General features: G+C 54.9%; 24 protein-coding genes and 1 tRNA gene. 17 read left to right on the forward strand and 8 right to left on the reverse strand.

Going from position 1 to position 24993, the window contains the following annotated elements; genetic code table 11:
- Positions 1-190: 190 nt before the first annotated feature.
- Both QMG93_RS03860 and QMG93_RS03865 read right to left on the reverse strand, forming a co-directional pair.
- A complete protein-coding gene (locus tag QMG93_RS03860; protein WP_281933682.1) occupies positions 191-775 on the reverse strand; it encodes a PspA/IM30 family protein in 585 nt (194 codons plus the stop codon).
- A gap of 55 nt (positions 776-830) precedes the next feature.
- Positions 831-1058: a PspC domain-containing protein gene (locus tag QMG93_RS03865; RefSeq protein ID WP_063185309.1), complete on the reverse strand. Its 228-nt coding sequence runs from the start codon at positions 1056-1058 to the stop codon at positions 831-833.
- 248 nt (positions 1059-1306) lie between these two features.
- On the opposite strand from QMG93_RS03865, the gene QMG93_RS03870 reads away from it, so the two are divergent.
- The 3 genes from QMG93_RS03870 (at position 1307) to QMG93_RS03880 (ending at position 3948) form a co-directional block, all read left to right on the forward strand.
- Positions 1307-2674 carry a sodium-dependent transporter gene (locus tag QMG93_RS03870; RefSeq protein WP_281933687.1) on the forward strand — a complete coding sequence of 456 codons (1368 nt, stop codon included), beginning with the start codon at positions 1307-1309 and terminating at the stop codon, positions 2672-2674.
- A 213-nt stretch (positions 2675-2887) separates the two neighbouring features.
- Positions 2888-3214, forward strand: coding sequence for a PadR family transcriptional regulator (locus tag QMG93_RS03875; RefSeq protein ID WP_281933689.1), 327 nt, complete (start codon positions 2888-2890; stop codon positions 3212-3214).
- On the forward strand, positions 3211-3948 hold the full coding sequence (locus QMG93_RS03880) for a VanZ family protein (RefSeq protein ID WP_281933691.1): 738 nt from the start codon (positions 3211-3213) through the stop codon (positions 3946-3948). The genes QMG93_RS03875 and QMG93_RS03880 overlap by 4 nt, the downstream gene beginning before the upstream one ends.
- A gap of 91 nt (positions 3949-4039) precedes the next feature.
- Here QMG93_RS03880 and QMG93_RS03885 read toward each other — a convergent pair whose 3' ends face one another.
- The 3 genes from QMG93_RS03885 to QMG93_RS03895 are packed head-to-tail and all read right to left on the reverse strand — an operon-like array spanning position 4040 to position 7039.
- The gene (locus tag QMG93_RS03885; protein ID WP_281933693.1) at positions 4040-5089 is read right to left on the reverse strand and encodes an NAD(P)/FAD-dependent oxidoreductase; all 1050 of its coding nucleotides are present in this window, start codon (positions 5087-5089) and stop codon (positions 4040-4042) included.
- Positions 5090-5126: 37 nt separating this feature from the next.
- Positions 5127-6131, reverse strand: coding sequence for an ABC transporter substrate-binding protein (locus QMG93_RS03890; RefSeq protein ID WP_281933695.1), 1005 nt, complete (start codon positions 6129-6131; stop codon positions 5127-5129).
- A gap of 56 nt (positions 6132-6187) precedes the next feature.
- A complete protein-coding gene (locus QMG93_RS03895; protein ID WP_281933697.1) occupies positions 6188-7039 on the reverse strand; it encodes a helix-turn-helix domain-containing protein in 852 nt (283 codons plus the stop codon).
- A gap of 287 nt (positions 7040-7326) precedes the next feature.
- On the opposite strand from QMG93_RS03895, the gene QMG93_RS03900 reads away from it, so the two are divergent.
- The 11 genes from QMG93_RS03900 (at position 7327) to QMG93_RS03950 (ending at position 18253) form a co-directional block, all read left to right on the forward strand.
- Complete coding sequence (locus tag QMG93_RS03900; protein ID WP_281933698.1) at positions 7327-8007, forward strand: futalosine hydrolase; 681 nt, start codon at positions 7327-7329, stop codon at positions 8005-8007.
- On the forward strand, positions 8004-8843 hold the full coding sequence (locus QMG93_RS03905) for a 1,4-dihydroxy-6-naphthoate synthase (protein ID WP_281933700.1): 840 nt from the start codon (positions 8004-8006) through the stop codon (positions 8841-8843). The genes QMG93_RS03900 and QMG93_RS03905 overlap by 4 nt, the downstream gene beginning before the upstream one ends.
- A 60-nt stretch (positions 8844-8903) precedes the next feature.
- A complete protein-coding gene (locus QMG93_RS03910) occupies positions 8904-9488 on the forward strand; it encodes a YdeI/OmpD-associated family protein (protein ID WP_281933702.1) in 585 nt (194 codons plus the stop codon).
- A 346-nt stretch (positions 9489-9834) separates the two neighbouring features.
- Entirely contained in the window at positions 9835-10509 is a 675-nt protein-coding gene (locus QMG93_RS03915) for a YceI family protein (RefSeq protein ID WP_281933704.1), read from the forward strand.
- A gap of 172 nt (positions 10510-10681) precedes the next feature.
- Positions 10682-10825: a hypothetical protein gene (locus QMG93_RS03920; protein ID WP_010500226.1), complete on the forward strand. Its 144-nt coding sequence runs from the start codon at positions 10682-10684 to the stop codon at positions 10823-10825.
- Positions 10826-10922: 97 nt separating this feature from the next.
- The gene (gene abc-f / locus QMG93_RS03925; protein WP_281933709.1) at positions 10923-12872 is read left to right on the forward strand and encodes a ribosomal protection-like ABC-F family protein; all 1950 of its coding nucleotides are present in this window, start codon (positions 10923-10925) and stop codon (positions 12870-12872) included.
- A 101-nt stretch (positions 12873-12973) separates the two neighbouring features.
- The gene (locus QMG93_RS03930) at positions 12974-14503 is read left to right on the forward strand and encodes an AraC family transcriptional regulator (protein ID WP_281933711.1); all 1530 of its coding nucleotides are present in this window, start codon (positions 12974-12976) and stop codon (positions 14501-14503) included.
- Between the two features lie 109 nt (positions 14504-14612).
- Entirely contained in the window at positions 14613-15209 is a 597-nt protein-coding gene (locus QMG93_RS03935) for a nitroreductase (RefSeq protein ID WP_281933713.1), read from the forward strand.
- Positions 15181-16218 carry a FecCD family ABC transporter permease gene (locus tag QMG93_RS03940; protein WP_216797117.1) on the forward strand — a complete coding sequence of 346 codons (1038 nt, stop codon included), beginning with the start codon at positions 15181-15183 and terminating at the stop codon, positions 16216-16218. The genes QMG93_RS03935 and QMG93_RS03940 overlap by 29 nt, the downstream gene beginning before the upstream one ends.
- A complete protein-coding gene (locus QMG93_RS03945) occupies positions 16218-17243 on the forward strand; it encodes a FecCD family ABC transporter permease (protein WP_413789265.1) in 1026 nt (341 codons plus the stop codon). The genes QMG93_RS03940 and QMG93_RS03945 overlap by 1 nt, the downstream gene beginning before the upstream one ends.
- A gap of 38 nt (positions 17244-17281) precedes the next feature.
- The gene (locus tag QMG93_RS03950; RefSeq protein WP_281933717.1) at positions 17282-18253 is read left to right on the forward strand and encodes an ABC transporter substrate-binding protein; all 972 of its coding nucleotides are present in this window, start codon (positions 17282-17284) and stop codon (positions 18251-18253) included.
- A gap of 145 nt (positions 18254-18398) precedes the next feature.
- Here the strand turns inward: QMG93_RS03950 and gluQRS are convergent, their stop codons facing one another.
- Together gluQRS and QMG93_RS03960 are read right to left on the reverse strand one after the other, a co-directional pair.
- Entirely contained in the window at positions 18399-19352 is a 954-nt protein-coding gene (gluQRS, locus tag QMG93_RS03955) for a tRNA glutamyl-Q(34) synthetase GluQRS (RefSeq protein WP_281933719.1), read from the reverse strand.
- 208 nt (positions 19353-19560) lie between these two features.
- Positions 19561-19637, reverse strand: a tRNA-Asp gene (locus tag QMG93_RS03960).
- Positions 19638-20080: 443 nt separating this feature from the next.
- Here QMG93_RS03960 and QMG93_RS03965 point away from each other — a divergent pair.
- Together QMG93_RS03965 and QMG93_RS03970 are read left to right on the forward strand one after the other, a co-directional pair.
- Positions 20081-20515 carry a DUF1641 domain-containing protein gene (locus QMG93_RS03965; protein WP_063185293.1) on the forward strand — a complete coding sequence of 145 codons (435 nt, stop codon included), beginning with the start codon at positions 20081-20083 and terminating at the stop codon, positions 20513-20515.
- 35 nt (positions 20516-20550) lie between these two features.
- Positions 20551-21729 (forward strand): NAD(P)/FAD-dependent oxidoreductase, encoded by a 1179-nt coding sequence (locus QMG93_RS03970; protein WP_281933721.1) that lies wholly within the window; start codon positions 20551-20553, stop codon positions 21727-21729.
- An 85-nt stretch (positions 21730-21814) separates the two neighbouring features.
- Here QMG93_RS03970 and QMG93_RS03975 read toward each other — a convergent pair whose 3' ends face one another.
- Complete coding sequence (locus tag QMG93_RS03975; RefSeq protein WP_281933723.1) at positions 21815-24121, reverse strand: dockerin type I domain-containing protein; 2307 nt, start codon at positions 24119-24121, stop codon at positions 21815-21817.
- Positions 24122-24393: 272 nt separating this feature from the next.
- Here QMG93_RS03975 and QMG93_RS03980 point away from each other — a divergent pair, with 272 nt between their 5' ends.
- Positions 24394-24978 carry a TetR/AcrR family transcriptional regulator gene (locus tag QMG93_RS03980; protein WP_281933724.1) on the forward strand — a complete coding sequence of 195 codons (585 nt, stop codon included), beginning with the start codon at positions 24394-24396 and terminating at the stop codon, positions 24976-24978.
- The last annotated feature ends 15 nt before the right edge of the window (positions 24979-24993 follow it).

The raw sequence follows: 24993 nt of genomic DNA on the forward strand, positions 1-24993 counted from the left end.
GCGATTTATCGACGGCTGCCGTTGCCGTTGAACCAGAGATAGCAATAAAGCCGATTACACCGTTAGAGTGGTGAAAATCGGCTTTTTTCAATGTTCAAAGCTCCTTAGCGTTTTGCTGGCGGTGCCCCGAGTAGGAAACGTGTAAGAGGACGGAGGCTAGCCGCCCCTCCTACTTAATTTATCGACAAACTTACCCCTGAGCGGCAGGCCGGCGGTGAAGCTCAGCCAGCGCTTCCGACTGCATAATTCTTTCTTCGATCCGCTCGAAGCCGCGAGCGGCTGCGCCGCCCTCGAAGCTGTACAGGAAGCGGGGCGCCGAAGACTTCACTTGGGCTTCCGCTTTCTGAGCGCGGGCCACAAGCTCCGTACGCTTCTCCTGCATGGCCGCGTAGGCCGCTTTCGTTTCCTCCAACTGCTGCGAGAGTTCTTCCGAGCGCTGCTTGGCGGATTCGTACCACTCCGAGCATTCCAGTGACTTGTCCAAATAATGCAGCTTCGCTTCGACGGCTTGGCGGGCTTCCGCTTCGCGGCCGTCAGCCAGCGCTTCGGCGGCATTTTTATCGCATTGAGCAGCCAGTCGGTTGTAGGCGTCGATTTGCATTTTCAACGACCGTTCCGCGCCGGACTGCTTGTTCAGCGTCCGCTGGACCGCGTCGATTTCCTCTTTCATGGTACGGAGGTAGTGATTCAGCATCATCACCGGGTCCTCCAGCTTGCTCAGCGCCTCGTGTGCGGCGGCTCTCGATAGATCGGATAGTCTCGTTAATACTCCCATGGTTGTTTTTAGCTCCTTTTGTCGTATTTTATAGTTTGATGTAGATTTGCGTAGATTAATAGTTATGATAAGGGTTCATGACTGCGTAGTCGTCGTACGGTGCTTTCGGGACAAGCAGGCTGAGAACAAAATAGATCAGCGTGACAGTACCGAAGCTGCAGAAGGCGGCGATGACGACCAGCAGGCGGACGAGCGTCGCGTCCAGACCGAAATATTGCGCGAGGCCTCCGCAAAGGCCGGTCAGTCTGCTGTTGCTGCGGGAGCGGTATAATTTTTTGTTCATAAAACATTCTCCTTTTTCGAAATATATATTTTTCATTTTCGTTAGTCGGTTGTTTTGTGCTTGCTTCATGTCTTAATTGTAGTCTACAAGCGATCTTGCGAAAACCGACCTGTGGCGGTTTTTGAACTGGACCTAAGGAGGGGAAGTTATTCTACCTAAGTCGGAGCAAATGTAAAATTTTACCTTCAGACAATTCCATAATTTGTTTATACTAGTGTTATTATCCTATAAAAGTTGGGGAGTAGAGTATGAAAAACGATCAAGGTTCTGAGAACGTTCCTAAAGCCAAGGGAGAGAAGGGGGAAAGGTTTACGACAAGCGGCTTCATTCTGGCCGCGATCGGGAGCTCGGTGGGGCTCGGCAACATGTGGAAGTTTCCTTACATTACGGGCAAGCATGGGGGAGCCGCATTTTTTCTGTTGTTTATTGTTTGTTTGATCATCGTAGGGCTGCCGATACTGTTGGCCGAGATGACGATCGGCCGGGGCGGCCGGGCGAACGCTTCGCTAGCCTTCTACAAGCTGACTAATAAAAAGGTATGGGGCTACTTCGGTTTTTTATCTGTCCTTACCGCTTTTTTGGTCATGTCTTACTACGCTGTCGTTGCCGGATGGACGCTGCATTATACCTTGGAATCGTTTACAGGGATGCTGTTCCAGCAAGGCGCCGATTACAAGGATAAGTTCGTTACGTTCGCGGGCGGGTATTGGCCTTTGTTCTGGCAAGCCGTCGTTATGATCGTCTGCGCCTGGGTTCTTGCGAGGGGCGTCTCCGGTGGGATCGAGAAGTTCAATAAAATTTTGATCCCGGGCTTTCTGGTCATTTTGCTGGTGCTGATGTTCCGTTCGCTTACGCTTCCTGGCGCCGGCGCGGGGGTCGAGTTTTTCTTGAAGCCGGATTTCTCCAAACTGGATGCGGAGTCCGCTCTCATTGCCTTAGGACATGCCTTCTTCTCCTTATCCCTCGGGATGGGCATCATGATCACGTACGGATCGTATGTCGACAAGAGACAATCCCTCGGCAGCGCAACGCTTGCGATCGGGTTCGGGGATCTGATTTATGCATTTATTGCCGGGATCGTTATATTTCCGACCGTCTTCTCTTACGGTTTGAAGCCTAGCGAAGGGGTAGGGCTGGCGTTCATGGCGCTTCCTGCCGCGTTCGCTCAAATGCCGTTTGGCGCGATCTTCGGAGGGTTGTTCTTCCTGCTGCTGGCGATCGCCGCGCTGACTTCCGCCGTCTCTATTCTGGAGGTTCCGGTTGCGTATGCGATGAACCGCTGGGCCTGGACCCGGAAGAAAGCGGCCGTGATCGTGTCCGCCGTATGCTTTGTGGTCGGAATCCCGTCCGCCCTCTCGGTTGGCGGCGTGCTCGGCTCCTTCACCCTTGGCGGAAAGTCGATCTTTGATTTGGTCGATTTTATGACGTCTTATGTGCTCATGCCGATTGGCGGCCTGGTCGTTACGCTGTTTACCGGCTACGCGTGGAAATTGGCCGGGGAAGAGGCGGGACTGACCAGCTTCTGGTACCGCGCTTGGATGTTCCTGCTGAGAATCGTATCGCCGATTATGATCATTCTGGTGTTCCTGTATTCCGTCGGCCTTCTGTCCTTTTAGGACGGGAAGGGGATTATAAAAAAAAGAGAAGGGCAGGAGCCCTTCTCAGGCTGTCGAGAAATTTTCGGCAGCCATTTTTTATATCCATTTGATTTAATGCGACACCGCAGTAATATATTACAATAATGAGCGATTGCGGCAGAATAGCTTAATACCCTTGTAATGCGATGTACTATGTATTAAAATTTGGGTAACAAATTAGAGGTGAGTGTCATGGACAAAGAAATGATGAAAGGCAGTATTGATATTTTACTGTTAGCAGAACTAAACAGAGGCGATTCTTATGGATACGAAATCGTAAAAAATTTAAGACAAAGAAGCAACAACTTATATGATATGAGTGAAGGAACATTATACCCTGCATTAAAACGCTTGGAGAGAAAGGCTTTTGTGGATTCGTATTGGGGGGAATCAAATGATGGGGGCAGAAGAAAGTATTACCGCGTTACAGAAAGCGGGAAAACTGAACTCGCTCGGAAACTCAGACAATGGAATGAACTTAACATAATGATATTAAACGTTACGGAGGGGGCATTATGAGTCATATTGACCGATATTTACAACAACTTTCTTCCAATCTTGATTGTGATGCAAGGACAAAAGAAGAACTCATTGAGGAGTTTCAAGACCATTTGATGTTATTAAAGAAAGAATACATAGCGAAAGGAATTGCGGAGGATATTGCTGAAAAATGTGCTGTTTTTGACTTTGGAGAGTACAAATCATTGCAGAAAAAATTAGACCAAACGCTAAATCCTTTTAGAAAAATCATTAAGGTAACACAATGGTTGTTTTTTGTTGTATACGTATGGTTCGTATCAATGGCTCTTTTTATAGGCAAATTTGATAATTTATCGTACTTAATCAATGCAGATAGGGGAGTTACTTTAAGATTTGATTGGGGAATTTATTCAGACTATAACGTGATACCGTTTAAAAACCTAGACCGACAAATCGTTCAGTCTTTATTTTGGGTTTCCAACAGAAATGCCTTTGACATCACTTTTTTCACAACCGCATTAGGTATTGTTTTATTATTCATCCCTTTAGGTTTTCTTCTTCCGATGTTATTTAAGGTCGATACTTTGAAGAAAATAATGATTTATTCTGTTGTAACGGGGGTATCTATTGAATTGGTACAGTTCTTTACAAATACTGGTGCCTTGAATGTGAATGATGTTTTTTTTAATGTAGTCGGTTCGGTTTTGGGATGGTTAATATATTCATCTATAAGAAAAGTAAAAGTACCACGATTAGGAAATGTCAACGCCTGATTGCCACTTAGAATAACATGCTAAAATATGTTTGTGCTATAGAAGCCGGATTTCTGCATAGTAGAAATCCGGCTTGAAATTTTCTGAAAAACTATTTTATCAATTGCTTAATCAGCTCACGGTTTCTGCTCTGAAAAATTTCATTGTGGGAAGAAACCATTCCGCTTGCGTGGGCTTCCGGCTGAATGTACAGCTTGGCCTGGTTGACTGCATTTGCCGCGTCATGAAACGCTCCGGCAATCAAATGCACTTTCCCTTCATATGAAATAATGTCTCCCGCCGCAAAAATCCCCGGCTCGGATGTAGCGCTGTTTGTCTGACCGGCCAGGAAGTATTCGTTCGCCATCTCAAGCTTCACCTGGCTATTTTCCAGCAGCGATCTGTCCCGTTCATAGCCGTGATTGATAATCACTTCGTCAATGGTCAGCTCCTGTACTTCGCCCGTCTCATGGTTGGTCAGCTCCACCCGCTCAATCGTCTCCTGATTGGAGGCCGCAACCAGCTTCGTAATCGTCGTGTGAAAGAAGCATTGGGCCGTGCTGTTCAGCAGCTGCTTCACCTGTGCCTCGTGCCCGGAGAGCGTATCTTTGCGATAAGTCAAATACACCTGCTTGGCGATCGGCTCCAGCTCGTTTGCCCAATCGACCGCCGAGTTTCCTCCGCCGGAAATGATGACGGTTTTATCCTTAAACCGTCTCAGCGATTTGACGGTATAGCTCAGGTTGGATACCTCGAACTTCTCGGCACCCTCCAATTCGATTCTTTGCGGCTCTAAGATTCCCCCGCCGATGGCAAGAATGACGGTTTTCGTGTAATGCTGCTCACCGGAAGAAGTATGCAGGACGAATACGCCTGTTTCGTCACGTTCAATCCGCTCTACTTTTTGATTCAATACCACAGTAGGATCGAAGGTTAGCCCTTGCTGGACAAGCTGCTCGATCAGCTTCTCACCGAGCGTTGGCGTCAGACCGCCGACATCCCAAATCATTTTTTCCGGATACACATGGACTTTCCCGCCCAGTCGTGGCTGATATTCGATCAGCTTGGTCTTCATTTCTCTTAAACCGCTGTAAAAAGATGCGAACAGCCCAGCAGGGCCTCCACCGATAATCGTGACGTCAAACAATTCCTCGTTTTTCATCCGTGATCTTCTCCTTAGCTAAGATTAGCGACGCGCTCTATTTTGCCGAAATATTTTTCACGATCGTTTTGACCCCCAGCTCAATTCCCAACGGCCCGCCCGCCGCAATCGAGCTGTCCAGGGCGTACATGTGCCCGTTCTTAATGGCTGGAAGAGAGTTCCAGGCAGAGTCACTTTCCAGGTTTTTTAGATAGCCTTGCAGCTTTTTTGACGAGCCTCCGATATCAGCAACAAACATGTAATCGGGGTTCATCGCTGCCAGTCCTTCGAGGGAGATCTGCTCCCCTTTTGTCGACATGTTTACGTATTTGCTTGGCGGGTTTAAAGCAAGACCGCTTTCCTTGTTGAAAACAAACTGTGTGGTAAAGCCCCAGAATTGCTTATCACCCAACATAATCACACTAAAGGTTTTGTCGCTGAATGTTTTCAACTGTTCTTTGGAATCGGCAATCAAGGTTTCAATCCGTGAAATTTCATCCTTGGCCTTTTGCTCTTTGCCGAAAATTTTTCCGTATTCCCGCAGTGCGCCCTGCCAATTGTTTTCATTGCTGTCCACCGTTACAACCGGGGCTATTTTCTCCAGCTTGTCGCCGTAGCTCCCATACCGACCCGAGACCATGATGATGAGATCGGGGCCGATTTCCACCAGCTTGTCCAGATTGGGGCTCGTCATGGAGCCGATATCAGCAATCGGTTTGTCCTTGTAAGGAGCGAGGGATTCCCATTCCTTCAGAACATTCAAGTCTGTCGCCGCTGCAGGAGATTCATCCAGCAAAAACAAATGCTCAAAATTGCGGAAGAACAAAAGCGCTACTTTCTCAGGCTTTTTTTCCAGTACGATCTTGCGTCCAAGAGCATCTACATACGTTCTCGGCCATGCTCCCGTTTCCTGACCGGCTTTTTCTGTAGTGGCGCTTCCCTCTTTTGCCGGGGCTGCGCTGTTTGCTGCTGAAGGATGGCTAGGCTCCGGCGTTCCGGCACAACCGGCTAAAATCCCCGCCACTAGTGCGATAGAGACGAATAGTCTCATGAGTGCTTTCATTCTGACTCCTCCGTTGCTTGAAAAATTAAGCTACGGTCAGTTTAGCAAAACGCATTTTAGAGAGGAATGGAGCCATCCTGAAATCCATATGGATTATTCCTGAATCGCCCCCGGAACTCGGCCGGAGAGACGCCCACCTGTTTTTTAAAGATACGGCTGAAATATAAGGCGTCTGCATAGCCGACGCTTTTCGCCACCTCGCCGATCGGCGCGTCGTTAGCCAGCAGGCCTTCCTTCGCCCGATTCAGACGATAAGCCATCAAATACTTGCCGGGGCCCATGCCCGCGTACTTTTTGAAGACATAGAACAAGCGGTTTTCGTTGATGTCATTTTGTTCAGCCAAAGCACGTACGCTAAGCCCGTCCATATAATGCTCGTGTATGTACCTGGATACTTGCTCGAATAACGCTTGCTCGCCATCGCTGCTTTGGTTTCGTACACAGACAAACAGCTCCTCCAAGACGCAGCGAAACAACGTTTCAGTCTGAAAAGCGGAAATTCCGCCAGGCTCGCCTGAAGAGCGCCACAAAAGCTCAAGCAGCTCCGTCAGCCGGGGGCTTTGGCCCGGGGTAAGCTGAAAATGCGCTTTGGACAAGGAAAATCCGGACGGCTCGGGCGCGCATACCCGGTATAAAACAAGCAGGTACTCCCATCCGGCGTTGCCGAGAACCCTCCGATTCAGTGGCATACGGGCACCGCCATGCACGACATGGCCCGGAGCAAGCGTATAGGACGTTCCGCTGAAATCAAACTCGGCTTTTCCTCTTAATGGAAAAACAAAGCCTGGGAAAGGCTCCGTATAGTCATCGCAGCTCATGCCCGGACCGCGCACATAGCGACAGACTTGTTCCACTTGAAAAGAGGTACGCGCAAAATGCTCGGCAAGCTTGGTGATGTCCATCTTCATTTCACACACCTCCTGCAATCAAGCACCGCTGCTCCATGGGCTCATCTACTCCACTCCGCTTGGGACGAGCGATCGCGTTCCTCCTGGCAAAGTTACACAACTTAATCATACTTGTATTGAGATTGATAATCAATATCAATTATAGTTCGATAATAAGTCTGCGGTGCGGCTGCGGCAGAAAGTTTACATCATTCCTTATAAGTATTAAAGTTAAAAAGAAGGAAGACAGTCGTTTTCGGAAAACAATTACCCGATGAGAAATGGGTGCCGTGAAGGAGAAGGTAACGATGGGTCATGAAATCGACGCCAGCCGGGAACAGACGGGGCTGCGCGTATTGGTGATAGCGGCCGTACCGGCCGAGAGGGATGCCGTGCTGCGCGGGCTGCGGGGCGACGGCCGATTCGACGTCGTGGCCGGAGGCGTCGGCCCGGCCGCGGCGGCGGCAAGCGCCGCGAAGGCCTTAGCTGCGGCCGAGTACGGCCTGGTCGTCAGCGCCGGGATCGGTGGCGGCTTTCCCGGCCGGGCGGAGGTCGGCTCGCTGGTGGTGGCCGACGCGATCGTCGCCGCCGATCTGGGCGCCGAGACGCCCGAAGGCTTCCGCAGTGTGGACGAGCTGGGCTTCGGCTCCAGCCGGATCGCGGTCGATGCCTCTCTCGCTGCGGGGCTGACGGAGGCGCTGCAAAGAGCCGGGCTGCCGGCGCTTACGGGCCCGGTGCTCACGGTGTCTACCGTGACCGGCACGGCGGCGACCGCCTCCGAGCTGGCGGCCCGGGTGCCGGGGGCTGCGGCCGAGGCCATGGAAGGCTTCGGCGTGGCGGTGGCCGCTCGCGACCGTGGGATACCGGCGCTTGAGCTTCGCGCCATCTCGAATGCAGTTGGCCCGCGCGACCGCGAAGCCTGGCGGATCAAAGAAGCGCTGGACGCGCTGGAAGCGGCGGGCGCAATTTTACTGGAGGTGCTACGATGAAGATCGCTTTTTCTCCTTGCCCGAATGATACGTTTGTATTTCACGCTTGGGTTCACGGGCTGGTGCCCGGGGCGCCGAAGCTTGACGTGACCTACGCGGATATCGATATTACCAATCGGCTCGCGGCGGAGCCCGGAGGGCCGGACGTGCTCAAAATATCGTTCGCGGCGCTGCCGTGGGTGCTGTCCGAATACGCACTGCTGCCTTGCGGAGGCGCACTCGGACGCGGATGCGGGCCGCTGGTGCTCACAAACAATCCGGCGGTCAGCGCCGAAGGCCCTGCCGCTTTGGCCGGGCGGCGGGTCGCGGTGCCGAGCGACCGCTCGACCGCGTACTTGCTGTTCCGCTTGTGGGCGGCGCAGCAGGTGCCGGGCGGCGTAGGCGAGATCGTCGTGATGCCGTTTCACGAGATTATGCCTGCGGTGCGGGACGGTCAAATCGATGCCGGGCTGGTCATCCATGAAGCCCGGTTCACGTACCCGTCGTACGGCTTGACCCTGCTGTCCGATCTGGGCAGCTGGTGGGAGGCGGACACAGGCCTGCCCATTCCGCTGGGGGCGATCATCGTCCGCCGATCGCTGGATCGCACGGCGATCGCCGAATGGACCCGCGCCTCGGTCAAGTACGCGTGGGAGCATCCTCGAGCCTCCCAAGACTACGTGATGAGCCATGCGCAGGAGCTGTCTCCGGAGGTGGCCCGCGCGCATATCGACCTGTACGTGAACGAGTATACGGCCAATCTGGGCGAAAGCGGCTACGGTGCGGTGGAGGCTCTGCTTGGCCGGGCGGCGAAGGAAGGGCTGGTTCCGTCCTTCGACTTGTCCCTGCTGCGCTGAGGCGCGGAGCGAATCGGTCAATCGACGGATAAATGACATGGCCCGGGAGGCGAGAGACGCATGTCCAAGAAAGAGAGCGAGCTGCCGATCTTATTGTTTGCAGACCAGCCGTCTTGGGAAGCTTGGCTGGAGCAAAACCATGCTGCATCGGCCGGAGTAAGGCTGCACCTGGCGAAGAAGCAAGCGGATGTCGTGACGTTGACGTATCAGGAAGCGCTGGAAAGCGCCTTGTGCTACGGTTGGATCGACAGCCGGAAGGAAGCTTACGACGAGAGCACCTGGCTTCAGCGGTTTACGCCGCGCGGGGCGAAGAGCATCTGGTCCAAGGTCAATAAGGACAAAGCGGAAGCGCTGATCGCCAGCGGCCGGATGCAGCCCCTGGGCCTTCGGGCCATTGAAGCCGCGAAGCAGAACGGGCAGTGGGACAAGGCGTACGAGTCGCAAAGCCGCGCCACCGTGCCTGACGATCTGCAAAGCGAGCTGGACCGCAATCCGCAAGCCAAAGCTTTCTTCGAAACGCTCGACAGCCAGAACCGGTACGCGATCTTGTTCCGGGTCCACAGTGCGAAAAAGGCGGAAACACGGGCGAAACGAATTCAGCAATTCGTAACGATGCTGGAGCGCGGCGAGAAGATTTACCCGTAGAAGCGAATAAGCGAGGCCTTCGGCCCCGAGGGTCTCGCAAAATTTTTAATCTTATTTTAATCTTCGCTTCAGTTTAAATTAAGGCAGACCGGTTACGATAGGCCACAAGAACGGAGAAGGTAAGATATTCGCGCTCCATTACACTACTTCATGTAGTGCAACCAGCGCCGATGATGCTATACTTATGAAGCGGGACTCGACGTTTTTGGCATCAGGCGTGCGGGGATTTTTATTGCCAATAACACTACATTATGTAGTGTTACCAAGGGGGCCGAGGGGCCAAGCGAATCTGCCATCAAGAAAACAGGCTGCAGCGCAGCTCATATGACGAGGAGGAATAATCATTATGAAACTGAAGTTGGTCGCTTTTGCCGTAGGTGCTGTCGTTATCGTCGGAGGGGGCTATGCCGCTTACGATTATTATGCCGGGAACCATGTGGCCGTACAGAATGTAATTCCTGCGAACGCTTCGGCGTCAGCCGCCGGGGGAGCCGTTGAAGCAAGCAAGCTGGACGGGCAGTGGAACATCAGCCCGGATTCCAAAGTATACTTCTCGGTCACGACCTCCAAGGAAACCGTGAACTTCGAAGGCAGCGCGGTGAAAGGAAGCTGGACGCTCCATTCGTCCGATCCATCCAAGATGAAAGCCGAGGCGGCGCTCGACCTCAAGTCGATCTCGTCCGGCAACTCGCAGCGGGACGAACATGTGCGGGGGGAGAAATTCCTGAACGCCGCTGCGAACCCCGAAGCCAAATTTACATTAAAGTCGATCGAGAACTTCCCTAAGACGTTGAAAGAGGGAGAAAAGGTTTCTTTCGATATGACGGGCACGCTTACCGTGAATGGCAAACCCAAGGACGTCACGTTCAAGAGCGACGCGGTTTACAGCCAAGACGCGCTCCGTATGGAAGGCAGCACGGTCGTTACGTTCGAAGATTTCGGCTTGAAAAATCCTCACGCGGTTGTCGTATCCACCGAGAATAACGTGACCGTGCAATTAAGACTCATCCTGAAAAAGTAAACTGCCCGTACACCGCAATCGCGCATTCGTTGGCTGCCGGACACGAAGCTACAACCGCAGCGTGAGACGTTGTCGGCGCTCATCCGGGACGGCGACTGCCGATGAAGCTTGCCAACCGCCCGTCCGGTATGGTAAAGTTGTAAATAACTTGAACAAGAGGAGGTGAGGTAGGATGAATCACGAGATGGTGAACAACCGTATTAGCCAGCTGCTGATGCTTTTGGCTGGCATTGTGCATGCTTTTTCCGTCAACGGGAGAGGTCTGTCCAAAAATGCCTATACGGTTTCACCATTCGCGAAAATAATCCTACCTTAACCGCAAACGGATGCCAGTCCGAAGAGCCGTAGGGATTTTTTCCTGCGGCTCTTTTTGTTGCATACCAAGGTTAGGATCACACAAGGAGGACTCCTTAATGATGATCGTTAACTGTCAAAATATAAAAGCGTACCATGGCGCACAGCTTGTTCTTGAAGACGTAAATTTGGATATTCAGCAGGGCGAACGCATCGGACTGATCGGCCGCAACGGCAGCGGCAAATCGACTTTATTGCAATTGATCGCGGGGTTGCTTCGCCCCGACGCCGGGCAGCTTTCCGTCCGGAAAGGAACCCGAATCGGCTATTTGACGCAAATTCCGGCGGAATTCGCAGGCCGGACCGTGTATGACGTGCTGGCTCTCGGTCATCAGGAGCTGCTGGGGTGCCGCTTGAAAATGGCGGAGCTGGAGAAGCTCATGTCGGAGCCTGGCGCTTCCGACAGCCCGGACCGGCTGGCCGGCTGGCTGGAACAGTATGCGGCGCTGCAGGAGAAGTTCGAGCGCGAGGGCGGCTACGAGCTGGATGCGGTCATCGAGCGGGTCGCCGACGGCCTGCGAATTGACCGCGGCAGCTATACCCAGACGTACGCCACGCTATCGGGAGGAGAGAAGACTCGCATCAATCTGGCCTCGCAGTTGATTCGCAAGCCCGAGCTGTTGCTGCTGGACGAACCGACGAATCACCTTGATCTGCACGGGGTCGAATGGCTGGAGGACTATTTAACCCAGTACGACGGCTCGTGCCTGATCGTCTCGCATGACCGGTATTTTTTGGACCGGGTCGTCACGAAGATTGTCGAGCTGGAGGATGGCGAATCACAGTCGTATTTTGCCAATTATACCGGCTATATGAAGGAGAAGGAGGCGCGGCTGCTTCAGCAGTTCGCCGACTATCAGGAGCAGCAGAAGAAGATCAAGAAAATGACGGAGACCATCAAGCAGTTGGAAGCATGGGGACGGATCGGCGGCAACGAGAAATTTTTCCGGCGGGCGGCTTCGATGCAAAAAGCGCTGGACCGTATGGAGAAGCTGAAGCGGCCGGTACTGGAGGCGAAGAGCGCTGATTTCGGGCTGACTCAGGCGGAGCGATCGGGTCGCAAGGTGGTAACGCTGGAGGGGATAGGCAAAAGCTACGGGAGCCGGAAGCTGCTGGACCGGGTCGACGGAGCGCTGGCTTACGGTGACAAGGTCGTGCTTATCGGGAAGAACGGGTCGGGAAAATCGACCTTGGTCAAGCTCATCCTCGGCGAGGACGCCGTCGACGAGGGGCGCTTCGAATGGGGTGCGCGCGTGGACATCGGCTATTTGGCCCAGCAGGAGTACCCGGATGGGCCGAAGAAATCGGTGCTGGACTATTTTCGCAGCGAAGCCGGTCTGGAGGAAGGAGAGGCCCGGGGGATTTTGGCCAAATATTTGTTTTACGGCCCGGATGTGTTCAAGTCGGTCAATCTGCTGTCGGGCGGAGAGTGGACGCGGCTGAGGCTGGCGCTGCTGGTGCTTCGCAAGCCGAACCTGCTGCTGCTCGACGAGCCGACGAACCACCTGGACATCGCCTCGCGGGAAGCGCTGGAGGAAGCGCTGGAGACATTCCCGGGCACCGTGCTCGCCATCTCGCACGACCGCTATTTTATCAACCGGCTGGCCGGGCGCATCTGGGAGCTGGACCATGGCAGGATCACCGTCTATCTGGGCAACTTCGACGAGTATCAGGAGAAGCGGAAGCAGCGCGGCGGCTTGGGCGTTCAGAGTGGGGCAGCCGCCTCTCTTGCGAACGTGAAGGCCAAGGCTGCGGTTCCGGCCGCGGCGCAGGGCAGGACGAACGGGCGCGGGAAAACGCCAGACCGCAGCAGGGAACGCGACACGCTGGAGCGGTCCATTGCCCAGGCGGAAGAGCGGCTCGCCGCTTTGGATGCCGCTATGCAGGAGCAGGAGGGCGGTACGGACGCTCTTTTGCTTAGCGAGCGATGGGCGGAGCGGGAAGCCGTGCAGGAAGAGCTCGACTGCCTCTATGAGCAGTGGCTGGCGGCGGGAGAGGAACAGGAGTAAGCAGGATTCCATGTTGCCGCCGGTCCGCATTTGCCCCTACAATGGGAATGGTAAGGCTCTGACAACCTTAACAAGAACAGGGTCAAGGGAGGAACTGCTCGGTGGACCGCGGCGCATGGAATTGTTACGCATTCGATTTCGTCGATATGCAAATGAAGCAAATCTCCGAGGTCTGGACCCTCCGGACGAATTCGGATCCTGGTACGAATCGGCTCGTCTTTGTCATAAGCGGCGAAGGGGAGCTCTACGCTTCCGATGCCGGCATTCGCTTGGAAGCCGGTAGCCTGTTCGTCTGCCAGCCGGGCCGGAATCCGTACACGGTTCGTGCCGTGCGAGGCGGGCTGGCGATTTACTACATCGAGTTCGCTTCGGCCAGAACGTACAGACAGGGGCAGCAATGGGCGGTTGAGGATTGCCCTTTGCCCGTTCAAGGGATCGTACAAGGCATTCCCGTTCCTATCGTCCGCCGGTGTATGGAGACCTTGTACGAATGCTGGAGCGCGGGCTCCGGGGTAGAGGCGCATCGGGTTCAGGCAGGCCTGACCGAGCTGTGGCAGTCGATCCTGACGGCGGGCACGGATGAGAAGGAGCCGGAAGCTTCGCAGGCTGTGATCCGCAGCATTCAGGACTACTTTGACGAGCATTATACCGAGACGTTCCCGGTAGAGGAGCTGGCGTGTGCGTGGGGGATGAAGCCGACGTCTTTTTTCCAGAGCTTCAAGCGCAGCACCTCCCAAAGTCCGCTCCAATATATTACCGCCAAGCGGATCGAGAAAGCCCGCGAGCTGCTGGCAACCCGCGACATGAAAATAAAAGAAGTATCCAAGGCGGTCGGCTATGCCGATGCGTATTATTTCAGCCGAATTTTTAAAAGTGCGGTTGGGGTGTCCCCGGTCGAGTACATGCAGTCGTTTCGGAAAACGATCGTCGTGCTTAATCCGTTCCTCTGGGCAGGGTTAACGGCGCTTGGGATTCCGGGCGACCGTATGGTCGTCCTGTCCAAAGAGGAGCACAGCGAGGACCCGGCGGTCGAATTCGATCTTGCGCCGATGCGCGCCCGGCAGCCCGATCTGATTCTCGGCTCCGAGAAGGCGGCCGTCTGGTACGACGGCTTGTCCGAGCTCGCCCCGACCCGGCTGATTCCGTACAAGCGGCAATCGTGGCGGGAGCACCTGATGCAGCTGGCGGCGGCTATCGGAATGGAGGAGGTCGCCGTCTTTTGGATCCGGTCTTATGAACGCAAAGCTGCGGCGGCCCGTCATCGAATTCATCAATCGCTGCGGAATGAGACGGTGCTCGCGGCCCGCATATGGCGGCATGGGCGGGTTAGAGTATTCGGCGAGCAGCGGCGCAAGGTCGGAGATTTCTTATACCGGGAGCTTCAGTTGAACGCCCCTGCGCGCATCCGCGGTTTCGCTTTCGAGGAGCTCGATAGCGTCGGGAAGCTGAATGATTATGGAGCAGACCATATCCTTCTCTTTACCGAGCCGGGCTTAGACGCCGGCTTCATCCACGAGTTGAAAGGAAAAGTATATCAGGCCGGCGAGTATCCTTGGCTGCATTATTCGGCGCTCGGCCACGAGAAAGCGCTCGCCGAAGCTGTCGAATTGTTTACCAAGCGGGAGTTTTGAAGAAAAATACAGGTCTTGGCGAAGATTCGTCTATTTTAATCCGGGGCGTTTTCTGTACAATTTTATAGTGAGAATGAATATCACTATCATTGACAGGGGGACAACTTTCGTGGAGACTGCGCAATTTCAGACGGCTCGGACGATCGTAGAGAGAAGATCTATCAAGCAATTCAAGCCGGACCCCGTATCGGAAGAGCTCCTGTATGAGCTGCTCAACGTATCGGTATGGGCGCCCAATCATGGGCTCCGGGAGCCGTGGCGGTTTATTTTATTCGTAGACGAAGGCAAGCGGACGCTGGGCGAAGCGATTGCGGGTCATGCCGTGAAGAGCCGTTCGCCGGAGACCTATATGAACATCCCGGCACACCTGCTGGTCGTGGTTCAAGAGGACCCGCGTCAGCGGGAGCGGGAAGAGGATTACGCGGCGGCGTGCGCCTTGATTCAGAACTTTCAGCTGGCCGCTTGGGAGCGCGGACTCGGCGTGATTTGGAAGACGGAGCCGTTTACGTTCGTCCCGGGATTCCTGAAAAGCGTCGGCGTCAAGCCGGGGGAAAAATTGGTCGGGCTCCTTCATGTCGGCTATCCGGAAGTGATTCCCGAGGCAAGACCAAGAACGCGTGCGGAAGAAAAGCTGACGGTCGTTCGCTCATCCACTGCAACGGAGGACCCGCATACCGATGGCTCTATCCCAACCGGCCTTCGATAAAGCGCCGATCCGGAGCCGTCCGTGGATGGCCACCGTCCTTCTGGCTGTCGGCATATGCGCGATCATGCTCGGGATCGGCACCTCGATTGTAACGGGGGTGGCCCATATTACGTTCGGAACGGTGTGGGATTCGATCGTGGCTTACGATCCGGGCAACGATCACCATGTCATTATCCAATCGCTGCGCATGCCCCGCGCGCTTGCCGGGGTATTGGTCGGCGCGGCATTCGCCGTAGCGGGGGCGATCATGCAGGGGATGACCCGCAATCCGATTGCCGACACCGGACTGCTGGGAATCAATGCGGGGGCGGGCTTTGTTCTCGTCCTCGTCTTCGCGTTCTTTCCTTGGCTTCCCTTCGGAGCGATTATCGTATTCTCGTTCATCGGTGCGGGCTTAGGCGCGGGCTTGGTGTACGGCATCGCCTTCTTTGCCAGAGGGGGTTTAACGCCGCTGCGTCTCGTATTGGCCGGCGCCGTCGTCGGTTCGCTGCTGTCGGGTGTCAGTCAGGCGCTGTCGCTGCTGTTCCAAATCAATTACGATCTCGCCTTCTGGACGGCCGGCGGCATCTCGACGGCGGAGTGGTTTCAGGTATCCGTGATGCTGCCGTGGATTGCAGGCGGACTAATCGCCGCGCTGGCTGTCTCCCGGTCCGTTACGATTCTGAGCCTGGGCGAAGACGTGGCGGCGGGGCTCGGCCAACGGACGAAGCTGGTGAAAGGGATCGGCACCGTGGTGGTGATGGTTCTGGTCGGGGCATCCGTGTCTACGGTCGGAGGCGTCGGTTTTATCGGACTGATCGTTCCGCACATGGTCCGCTTTCTGGTCGGCGTCGATTACCGGTGGATTATTCCTTGCTCCGCCGTGCTCGGCGGTGTGCTGGTTGTGTTCGCCGATATCGGAGCGAAAATGGTCGCTCTGCCCTATGAGACGCCACTTGGCTCCATTATTGCCGTGTTGGGCGTTCCTTTCTTTCTATATCTGGCGCGCAAGGAACGGAGGGAGCTGTAGTGAGTACGGATACGTTCGTGCAGCATCGCGGCCGCCGCAGCCTCCGGCTGATCGTGTTGTTCGGCGCGCTGCTGCTTGTGCTGTTTGTCGTTAGTATGAATACGGGGCGCTACAGTATGGCCCCGCTGGAGGTATTGCAGACGCTGCTCGGCGAAGGCAGCCGTAAGCAGAACATCGTCTTGTTCGATCTGCGCCTGCCGCGTATGATCATTGCCGTGCTGATCGGGGCCGGGCTTGCGGTGTCCGGCGCGGTGCTGCAGGGAATTTCACGCAACGGCTTGTCCGATCCGGGCATTCTCGGCATCAATGCCGGCGCGGGCTTCGCAGTCCTGCTGTTCGTGTCGTTCTACCCGGCGACCAGCGTGGCGCCGCCGTTTCTGATGCCTTTTCTCGCTTTGGCGGGCGCCGGCTTGTCTGCTCTTCTCATTTACATCCTGTCGTATAAAAAAGAGAGCGGCATTTCGCCGACAAGGCTGCTGCTTACGGGAATCGCCGTAGGAGCCGGGATGAGCGCGGTCAGCGTCATTTTGACGCTGCAGCTCAATCCGCGAAACTTCGAATTTGTCGTCACTTGGCAAATGGGATCGCTATGGGGCTCGAACTGGAAATTCGTCCTCGCGCTGCTTCCTTGGATCGTCATCCTGCTGCCGTATGTGTATTGGAAATCGAGAGTAATGAACGTACTGAGCATGAACGAGCAGATTGCAGGCGGGTTAGGGCTCTCAGTCAACCGGGAGCGGCTTGTCTTAATGGCGTCTGCCGTCGGGCTGGCGGCCTCCAGCGTGGCCATCGGCGGCGGCATCGGGTTCGTCGGGCTGCTGGGCCCGCATATGGCGCGGCGGCTGGTTGGGCCGCAGCATCAATACATGCTGCCGATTACGGCAGCGGTCGGTGCGCTGCTTGTGCTCGCCGGGGATACGATCGGCCGGAGCTTTATGGAGAACACGGAGATCCCGGCAGGCGTGGTGATTTCGTTATTAGGCGGTCCTTATTTTATTTATTTGTTAATGCGGGCCAAGGCGTGATTTGAAAAATTGATCATTTTTCCAAAAGGGGTAGGAGAATGCGTAAACATCGATTCGCAGCCGGGTTACTTGCGCTGTGCTTGGCTTCGGCCGGGCTTAGCGCTTGCAGCGGGCAGCAGAATGCGGCGGCGGGAACGGAAGCCGCGGGTTCCGGCCAGACCGCCGGTTTTCCGCGCACGATCAAGCACGTGAAGGGCGAGCTGGAGCTGAAGGAAAAGCCGGAGCGAGTGGCCAGCGTCGATATTATGGGTACGGACTACTTTCTCGTACTGGGAGTAGCACCGATCGTGTCGGAAGGCTTCGAAGGAACGAAAGCCAAGTCGCCGATTTTCGCCAAGTATGCGGAAGGGATGAAGGTGGGCGATCTCGGAAGCAAAACGAACCGGGAAACGCTGCTGGAAATGGACCCGCAGGTAATTGTCATGACCAGCACAGGCAAGGGCGCAAGCTATGACGAGTTCAATAAGCTGGCCCCTTCGATTGCCGTCGACTTTTCCTTGGATGCGGCGTCAAGGCTGATGAAATTCGCCGAAATCGTCGGCAAAGAAGAGAAAGCGAAGCAAGTGATTGCCGATTTTGAGAAGCTGAAAAGCGAAGCGAAAGCGGCGGTAGCCGGCCACAAGGGTGAAACCGCGCTGTTCCTCGTAGCAAACGGCAAAGATTTTACGGTGATGCATCCCAAGAACTTCCCGATTTACTACGAGGAGCTGGGTTTGACGCCTGTGGCGGGACTGCCCGAGGACGGAAAGATCGGGGGGCGGATCGGCATTGAAGCGCTCAGCGAGTTCAAGCCCGATCATATTTTTATCGCCGCCAACCGCAGGGAGATGAAAGCCGAAGATCCGCTCGGCTTGATCAGCATTTGGAAGGACCATCCGGTGTGGAACAATCTCAAGGCGGTCAAGGAGAATCGCGTATATCCGATCGACACGCTGGCCGGAGATACGTTCTTCCTCGGGCAGGTAGCCGGGCTTCAAGCGATTAAAGACCATCTCGGTACGAAGAAATAGAGAAGACGAAGGACCGTTCCGCTCCAATGCAGGAGAAGCGAAGCGGTCCTTTTCCGTTCAGTATTTTTGCAAAAGCCGCCGTTTCAGGCGTGGTCTCAACTTGACGACAGCGGCTTGTTGATTCGTGTGAACGGCTTCTTATTGCTCAGCCCAAGGCCAGGGCTTCTTCGCTTAAGGCAATTTGTTCGCCGGAGAGGCGTTCCAGCGAGAAAAGCGGGACCAGCTCGGCCGCTTGTGCCGGTTCTGGGCGGTCGAGCAGACCGGCTGCATAAGCCAAGTAGCCGATCAGGCGTTCCGGCGGAACGCCGGCGGCGCGGAGAGCGGCAAGCGAGAGGCTGCGGTTCCGCTTGGACAGCCTGCCGCCCTCCGGCGTACAGAGCAGCGGGACGTGGCAAAAGCTCGGCGGGGTCGCCTCCAACAGCTCGTAAAGGACGAGCTGCCTCGGGGTCGAATCGAGAAGATCCGCTCCCCGCAGCACATCGGTGATTCCCATGGCGGCATCGTCGACAACGACCGCTAGCTGGTAGCTGAATTGGCCGTCCGCGCGTTTGACGACAAAATCGCCGAGAGCGCCGGGCGGCACGTGCTGTACGCCCGCCATGCCGTCCTCGAAGGAGATGGAGCGTTCCGGAACAGCCACACGCAAGGAGGGAGGCTTAACCTGGGCCTTACGTCTGCGCTCCTCCTCGCTGAGCTCCTTGCACAGCCCGGGATAAACCGCGCCTTCCGAGGCAAGGCCGTGCGGGGCGCTGGCGATGGCGGCCAGTTCGGCCCGGCTGCAGTAGCAAGGATAGAGCCGTCCTCTGCGCTGCAAGCGTTCGACGGCCTGCTCGTACAGCTCCAGCCGCTCGCTTTGCAGATAAGGGCCGTAAGGGCCGTCGGTGGCCGGACCTTCGTCCCAGTCCAGTCCCATCCAGGTTAAATCTTCTACGATGAGCTGAGCATATTCCGGGCGGGAACGAGGCCCATCGATATCCTCGATACGCAGCACGAACGTACCGGAGGCGTGCCGCATTTGCAGCCAGGCGAGCAGCGCCGTGAAGGCATTGCCGATATGCATCGGTCCCGAAGGCGTCGGGGCGAACCGTCCGCGTCTCATCGAATCACCTCGCAGGTATACAAAAAAGAGCAGGATCTCCCCTGCCCGGTTGTTTATGTATGATAAATGTGGTCTTGCAAACAATGATATTAATGGCGGAGCCGACGAGATACTCTCCGTTTCACTCCGAGACTGCGAAGTAACGCAATCGAAGTGAACGCTCCGACGAACCCTGTGGGTCCTCATCCCTTACTAATGAAGTAATCAATGGCGGAGCCGACGGGATTCGAACCCGCGGTCTCCTGCGTGACAGGCAGGCATGTTAGGCCTCTACACCACGGCTCCGCGTTAGGGACAAAAATGATAATAACACAGCCGCCCGATTTTGGCAAGTAGCTAGGAGAGAAGAATAGGCCGGATGGTGGAACCCGCATCGGTTCCGGAAAGTAATCCGTGGCCGCTCTTTTCCCAGTTCTTTCGGTTCCTGACTACAAATGGACACATTCCTGAAATTGAACGTTGGTTAGTCACAAAAAATTCACAAATGTCGAAATTTGTTTTTCCACGGCTCCCTCTTCGGAGGTATAATCTATAAGTATATAGGGTTCCGTTTCGACCTGATCATGCTTCCGAAAATGTGAAAATTGTAACAAGCGTGGGGGGAGGCCTCCGAACGGGCTTCTTCTCGCTTCCTATATTTTCGAGAAAAACATGATGTTTGCATTGCCTGACCAGGTATCGACACAATTAACGGACTTCTATTCCAAAGTAAAGGAGGACGTTCTCTAATGTCAGTAGCATCCACTCAACAAGCGGTAGTTGCAGCCGAGCCCACCCGGGAATCCTTGGATGTGCTTGATCAGTTGATGAAGCCCGAGGTGCAGGAGTCTTTAACGGTGTTGGTCGAGAATTTGCCGAAGCTGGCGGAAATGGTGACCATCCTCACCAAAACGTACGATTTGGTGCAAAATGTAGCCACGGACCGCGTATTTATCGAGGACATCAAAGGCGGCGTCGAAGAATTCGTGAAGCCGATTCAGGACAAAGCCAAAGGTCTGGCGTCCGCGGCAATCGAAGCGAACGACCGTGCGCAGGACGAATCCACAACGATCGGTTTGTTTGGTTTGCTCAAAATGCTGAAAGACCCGCAAGTCCAAAAGATGTTCCGTTTTTCTCAGGCATTCTTGGATGTCTTGGCTGAGCGCCAGCAGCAGCGTCAATAATATAGGAAAGCTGAATCAAGGAGCGGATGAACAGGATGGCTAAGCAAATTTTGATACTAGGCGGCGGCTACGGCGGATTGCTGAGCGCCCTGACGGCCCGGAAATACATGACGGCGGAAGAAGCGACGATTACGGTCGTCAATCGTTATCCGACGCATCAGATTATTACGGAGCTGCACCGGCTGGCTGTGGGCAACCTGACGGAAAAAGCGGTTGCGCTGCCGTTGGAAAAGCTCTTGCGCGGCAAAAATGTCAATCTTCAGATCGATACGGTCGAGGAGATTCGCCCGGACCAGAAAGAAGTTCTGATGGTCAGCGGCAAAACGTACGATTACGATGTGCTCGTTATTGCTCTCGGCAGCGAAACGGCGTTCTTCGGCATTCCGGGTCTGAAGGAGCACAGCTTCGTTCTGAAATCCGTGAACGACGCCAACCGCCTTCGCGCGCATGTGGAAGCTCGAATCGACGAGTACAGCCGCACGAAAAACAAAGCCGATGCGACATTCGTTGTCGGCGGCGGCGGCTTGACCGGCATCGAGCTTGTCGGCGAATTTGCGGACATGCTGCCCAAGCTTTGCCGCAGCAAAGGCGTCGATTTTAACGATATTTCTCTTTATACCGTGGAAGCGGGTCCGTCCATTCTGGCTGGCTTCGCACAAGAGCTTGTCGAGCGTGCGCAATCGAGCCTCGAGAAGCGCGGCGTGAAGTTCCTGACCGGCGTTGCGATTACGGAAATGCAGGAGAATATGGTATTCCTGAAGGACGGCAGCTCCATCGAGACGAACACGCTCGTATGGACCGGCGGCGTACAAGGCAACTCCGTCGTGGCCAACTGCGGTATCGAAGTCAACCGCGGCCGTGCAACGGTAACGGAAGGCTTGCAATCCACGTCCCATAAAGACATCTTCCTCGCCGGCGACAGCGCGGTCGTTATGGGCAACGAAGGACGTCCTTACCCGCCGACGGCGCAGTTGGCTTGGCAAATGGGCGAGACGATCGGACATAACATTTTCGCTTACTTCAACAACGCGCCGATGGATACGTTCACGCCGGTATTCTCCGGTACACTGGCGAGCCTTGGCCGCAAAGACGCGATCGGCACGGTTGGCGGAAACCAAACGCGCCTCAAAGGCCTTCCGGCTTCGCTGATGAAAGAAGCAAGCAACATGCGCTATTTGACTCATATCAACGGGCTGTTTACACTCGCTTATTAATACGATCATTAGCATGTATGCCAAAAAGGCACCCGCCGGGTGCCTTTTTTGTTTTGTTTGCGTTAGGAGGACGGGAGCCGCATCCTTATTGTCCCAACAGCTTTTGGGTGACGAACGATACGTCGTTTTGGTCGACGACGCCGTCTTTATTAACGTCGGCGGCAGGATTGTAGCCCGGCTGTCCGACCGCTGTGCCCAGCGTGCGGATCACGAGCAGCAGATCGTCGGAAGCTACTTTGCCGTCGCCGTTTACATCCGCGTTGGATGTGTTCTTGTTCACGGTCACTTTCTTGACGACATCTTCCTTCAAAACGAAAAGCTTGTCTGCGCTCGTCGATAAATTCCCGCCCTGCTTCAAGCTAAACGCGGCAGTTCCCGTTTGTTCCTTTGCCTTAAAGCTCAATTTGAGAATGCCGCTTCCTGCAGGAACTCCTGCACTCTGTTTGATGCGCGAACCGACCAAGGCAATTTTTCCTTCCGCTTCATTTTTATCCAGATAAGCGTTATCGTTTGCTTTTCCGAAGTTTTCGTCAAGAACGGCATTGGTCAGCTCGAATTTTGCCGGGTCATACTGCAGCTTCAGATCAAAGACATACGTATCTGCCGTTCCGGTATAGACGGTAAGATCCAGGTTTTCTCCCGTTTGAATGATATCCCGTTTCGTTCCGAGAGCCAATTGGGCGTCGGATGCCGCTGTTCCGCTTACCGTTACCGTACTGGTTGCGGTATAGCCTCCGTCCTGGGTGCGGACTGTAATCACGGCAGTGCCGGGTGACAGGGCGGTGACTTTGGCTTGTTGGGCGCCGGGAGTATAGGTGATGGAGGCGATGAACGGATCGCTGGTCGCCCAATCAACTTGCTGATTATCCGCATTTTTCGGTTCGACCGTCGCCTTCAAAGACGCTTCATTCCCCGGAGCGGTTGTCGTTAAGCTAAGCGTCGGTTTATCAAGCGAAATTCCCGTGACTGGAATCCCGTTGCCTGGGACTGTATAGGTGGCCGTCAAAGGGGCTTGGGCCGACTGTCCCGCCGTGTCGATCGCGTCGACCTTGAACGTGTAGGTCGTGCCCGGTATTAAATTTTTCGCGGCATACGACGTGCCGGTTAGCGGCTGAAGCAGCTCGCCGTTTCCGTAAACGGCGTACAGCACAACGCCCTGCTCATCGGCGGCTTCAGGCCAGCTCAGGCTGACGCTGGTCGGATCGCCGGGGTCCGCCGTCACTTTAAGCGAGCTTCCGGCCGGCCAAGCGGGTGCGGCGTTGGACAGATTCGCCGGTTCGGTTAGGTATGGAAGGAAATTTATGGTCCGGCCATAGTAACCTGCTTCCATCTTGGCCTCGATTTCCGCTTCGTTCACAGTTCCCCAATAGTTACGGGAAACGTCTCCGCCCCAGGGAACATTCACCAAGAACTTATTATTGATAAAATTGTTATAGGTCACACCGCTGACGGAATAGTAGAAAGAGAGAACCGTTCCGTTGTTCAGGAATTCGTTGTATTGCATGTCGAGACCAGGCTTACCTTCTTGGTCGAAACAAGTAACCCGACCGAACCCGCTGAATTTCGCGTATCTTGCTTTTACTTTCCCGCCAGGGTCCCTTTCCGATGTCAGCGCGCACCTTCCCCCGGTATGGGTCGTGCCGTACAGCTCGCCAGCATTAAAATACGGCGAATTGGAAAAGAGGCTCCGCACCACTTTATTGCTCGGGTCGGAGCTATAGGGAGCAGTGCCGACGGTCGAATCCGTAAACTGACTGTCCAGGATGATGAGGCGTGATCCGATGACATCATTGCGTTCGGAGAGGGAATTCGTAAGGGTCAAAGGATGGCCCCCCGCATCAATGGCTTTGTCATTATCGTGGAAGCGGACATGGTCCAGCACGGCGGTCGGAGCTTGGGGGCTGCTCCTTTCGTCTCCTATCAGCGCAGTTTCGGCCTTGAAAAATTCGGCATGCCTCACTTCCAGCTTACCAACGTCTTTTGCCAAAACGATGCCTTTCCACTTCTTGTTATCCGGCGCCGTGTCGTCAGCCGTAAGCCGAATGGGTTCTTCGGAAGTTCCGACCGCCCGCAGCTGCCCCTGCACATTTAGTCCGGCGCCGCTGCGGAATTTGACTTCGACGCCCGGTTCAATCGTTAAGGAAACGCCGGGTTGGACGATCGCGTCGATCGTAACGATGTAGGGACTTTCGCTTTTCGTCCATGTTGTGTTATTGAAAATGTGGTTGGAAATGACGGTACCCGTTCCTGCCGCTTCCGCTGTTTCTGCCTCGACTGATTCGATTTTGATCGAGGGAGCGGCTTCGGCGTTGGCCGGCTGGGCTAAGAGCGGGGCGGTCAGCGAGGTTGCGGCTACGATCAGAGCCATGGTTAAGCGAAGTGGTGCTTTCATTGAATGATCTCTCCTCCGTTTGCTGTTCGTTTTATTTGCTGAGATACCAATTGTATCATTTGTCAAATGGAATTTAAGGAAGATTAAGAAAATTTAAGGAGAAGTGCAAAGACGAATCTATAGCTTCGACGGAAAATGCAGTGTTTCATTTTGTATCATCGGAATGTCGGGCGGGTGACCCGCATGCCTTCTTGGTTTATTGCAGATTGGCAATCCCGTTGGGATATCGATCCATTGTTGTTCTTGCATTTTGGTTAGCGTTCACTTACAATATGGTCATTATGAAAAAGCCGCATATCGATAGCAAGAAAAAGGATATTTTGCAGGCGGCCATGCGTCTGTTCGCCACCAAAGGGATCGACGGCATTTCCGTCAAAGAGATCGGGGAGGCGGCGGGCGTCACCGATGCCGCCATTTACAAGCATTTTAAAAGCAAGCAGGCAATGGCGCTCGAAGCGTTCTCCCATTACTGCGGCAGCTATACGCGCTTGATCGACTATATGACCGGGCAGCCGGGGACGTTTCGCAGCCGGTTCCACCGCTTGATCGACGAAGTGCTGCGCATGCATGATGAGGAGCAGTACGGCATGCTGCTGCTTGCCCAGCAGCACGAAATTTTCGTGGAAGCCAGCCGCAGCGGGGAGAGACAGCTATCCGACGCCCTCATTGCTTTCATCGAGCAGGGCATCGAGCGCGGAGAGCTTCCAGAGCAGGACGCCCGGTTGTCCGCCGTGCTGATTATCGGCGCATTCAATCAGATGGCGCTCTCCAGCCTGCACGGGGAGCTACCGGCCCGCCTGGAGCCGCTGGCAGCGGAAGTGAAACAGAGGTTTTCCCATTTATTAGGTCAGCTTTGACCTTTTCTTTTTGCA

It is taken from the genome of Paenibacillus tyrphae (assembly GCF_027925525.1).
GTDB lineage: Bacteria > Bacillota > Bacilli > Paenibacillales > NBRC-103111 > Paenibacillus_G > Paenibacillus_G tyrfis_B.

Excerpts from the sequence above, each read along its gene's own strand:
- QMG93_RS03940 (WP_216797117.1), top strand. The coding sequence starts at position 15,181 with ATGGCTCTATCCCAACCGGCCTTCGATAAAGCGCCGATCCGGAGCCGT.
- QMG93_RS03950 (WP_281933717.1), top strand. The coding sequence starts at position 17,282 with ATGCGTAAACATCGATTCGCAGCCGGGTTACTTGCGCTGTGCTTGGCT.
- QMG93_RS03860 (WP_281933682.1), bottom strand. The coding sequence starts at position 775 with ATGGGAGTATTAACGAGACTATCCGATCTATCGAGAGCCGCCGCACAC.
- QMG93_RS03980 (WP_281933724.1), top strand. The coding sequence starts at position 24,394 with ATGGTCATTATGAAAAAGCCGCATATCGATAGCAAGAAAAAGGATATT.
- QMG93_RS03910 (WP_281933702.1), top strand. The coding sequence starts at position 8,904 with ATGTCCAAGAAAGAGAGCGAGCTGCCGATCTTATTGTTTGCAGACCAG.
- QMG93_RS03890 (WP_281933695.1), bottom strand. The coding sequence starts at position 6,131 with ATGAAAGCACTCATGAGACTATTCGTCTCTATCGCACTAGTGGCGGGG.
- QMG93_RS03870 (WP_281933687.1), top strand. The coding sequence starts at position 1,307 with ATGAAAAACGATCAAGGTTCTGAGAACGTTCCTAAAGCCAAGGGAGAG.
- gluQRS (WP_281933719.1), bottom strand. The coding sequence starts at position 19,352 with ATGAGACGCGGACGGTTCGCCCCGACGCCTTCGGGACCGATGCATATC.
- QMG93_RS03975 (WP_281933723.1), bottom strand. The coding sequence starts at position 24,121 with ATGAAAGCACCACTTCGCTTAACCATGGCTCTGATCGTAGCCGCAACC.
- QMG93_RS03920 (WP_010500226.1), top strand. The coding sequence starts at position 10,682 with ATGAATCACGAGATGGTGAACAACCGTATTAGCCAGCTGCTGATGCTT.
- abc-f (WP_281933709.1), top strand. The coding sequence starts at position 10,923 with ATGATGATCGTTAACTGTCAAAATATAAAAGCGTACCATGGCGCACAG.
- QMG93_RS03865 (WP_063185309.1), bottom strand. The coding sequence starts at position 1,058 with ATGAACAAAAAATTATACCGCTCCCGCAGCAACAGCAGACTGACCGGC.
- QMG93_RS03900 (WP_281933698.1), top strand. The coding sequence starts at position 7,327 with ATGGGTCATGAAATCGACGCCAGCCGGGAACAGACGGGGCTGCGCGTA.
- QMG93_RS03970 (WP_281933721.1), top strand. The coding sequence starts at position 20,551 with ATGGCTAAGCAAATTTTGATACTAGGCGGCGGCTACGGCGGATTGCTG.
- QMG93_RS03885 (WP_281933693.1), bottom strand. The coding sequence starts at position 5,089 with ATGAAAAACGAGGAATTGTTTGACGTCACGATTATCGGTGGAGGCCCT.
- QMG93_RS03895 (WP_281933697.1), bottom strand. The coding sequence starts at position 7,039 with ATGAAGATGGACATCACCAAGCTTGCCGAGCATTTTGCGCGTACCTCT.
- QMG93_RS03875 (WP_281933689.1), top strand. The coding sequence starts at position 2,888 with ATGGACAAAGAAATGATGAAAGGCAGTATTGATATTTTACTGTTAGCA.
- QMG93_RS03905 (WP_281933700.1), top strand. The coding sequence starts at position 8,004 with ATGAAGATCGCTTTTTCTCCTTGCCCGAATGATACGTTTGTATTTCAC.
- QMG93_RS03965 (WP_063185293.1), top strand. The coding sequence starts at position 20,081 with ATGTCAGTAGCATCCACTCAACAAGCGGTAGTTGCAGCCGAGCCCACC.
- QMG93_RS03915 (WP_281933704.1), top strand. The coding sequence starts at position 9,835 with ATGAAACTGAAGTTGGTCGCTTTTGCCGTAGGTGCTGTCGTTATCGTC.
- QMG93_RS03880 (WP_281933691.1), top strand. The coding sequence starts at position 3,211 with ATGAGTCATATTGACCGATATTTACAACAACTTTCTTCCAATCTTGAT.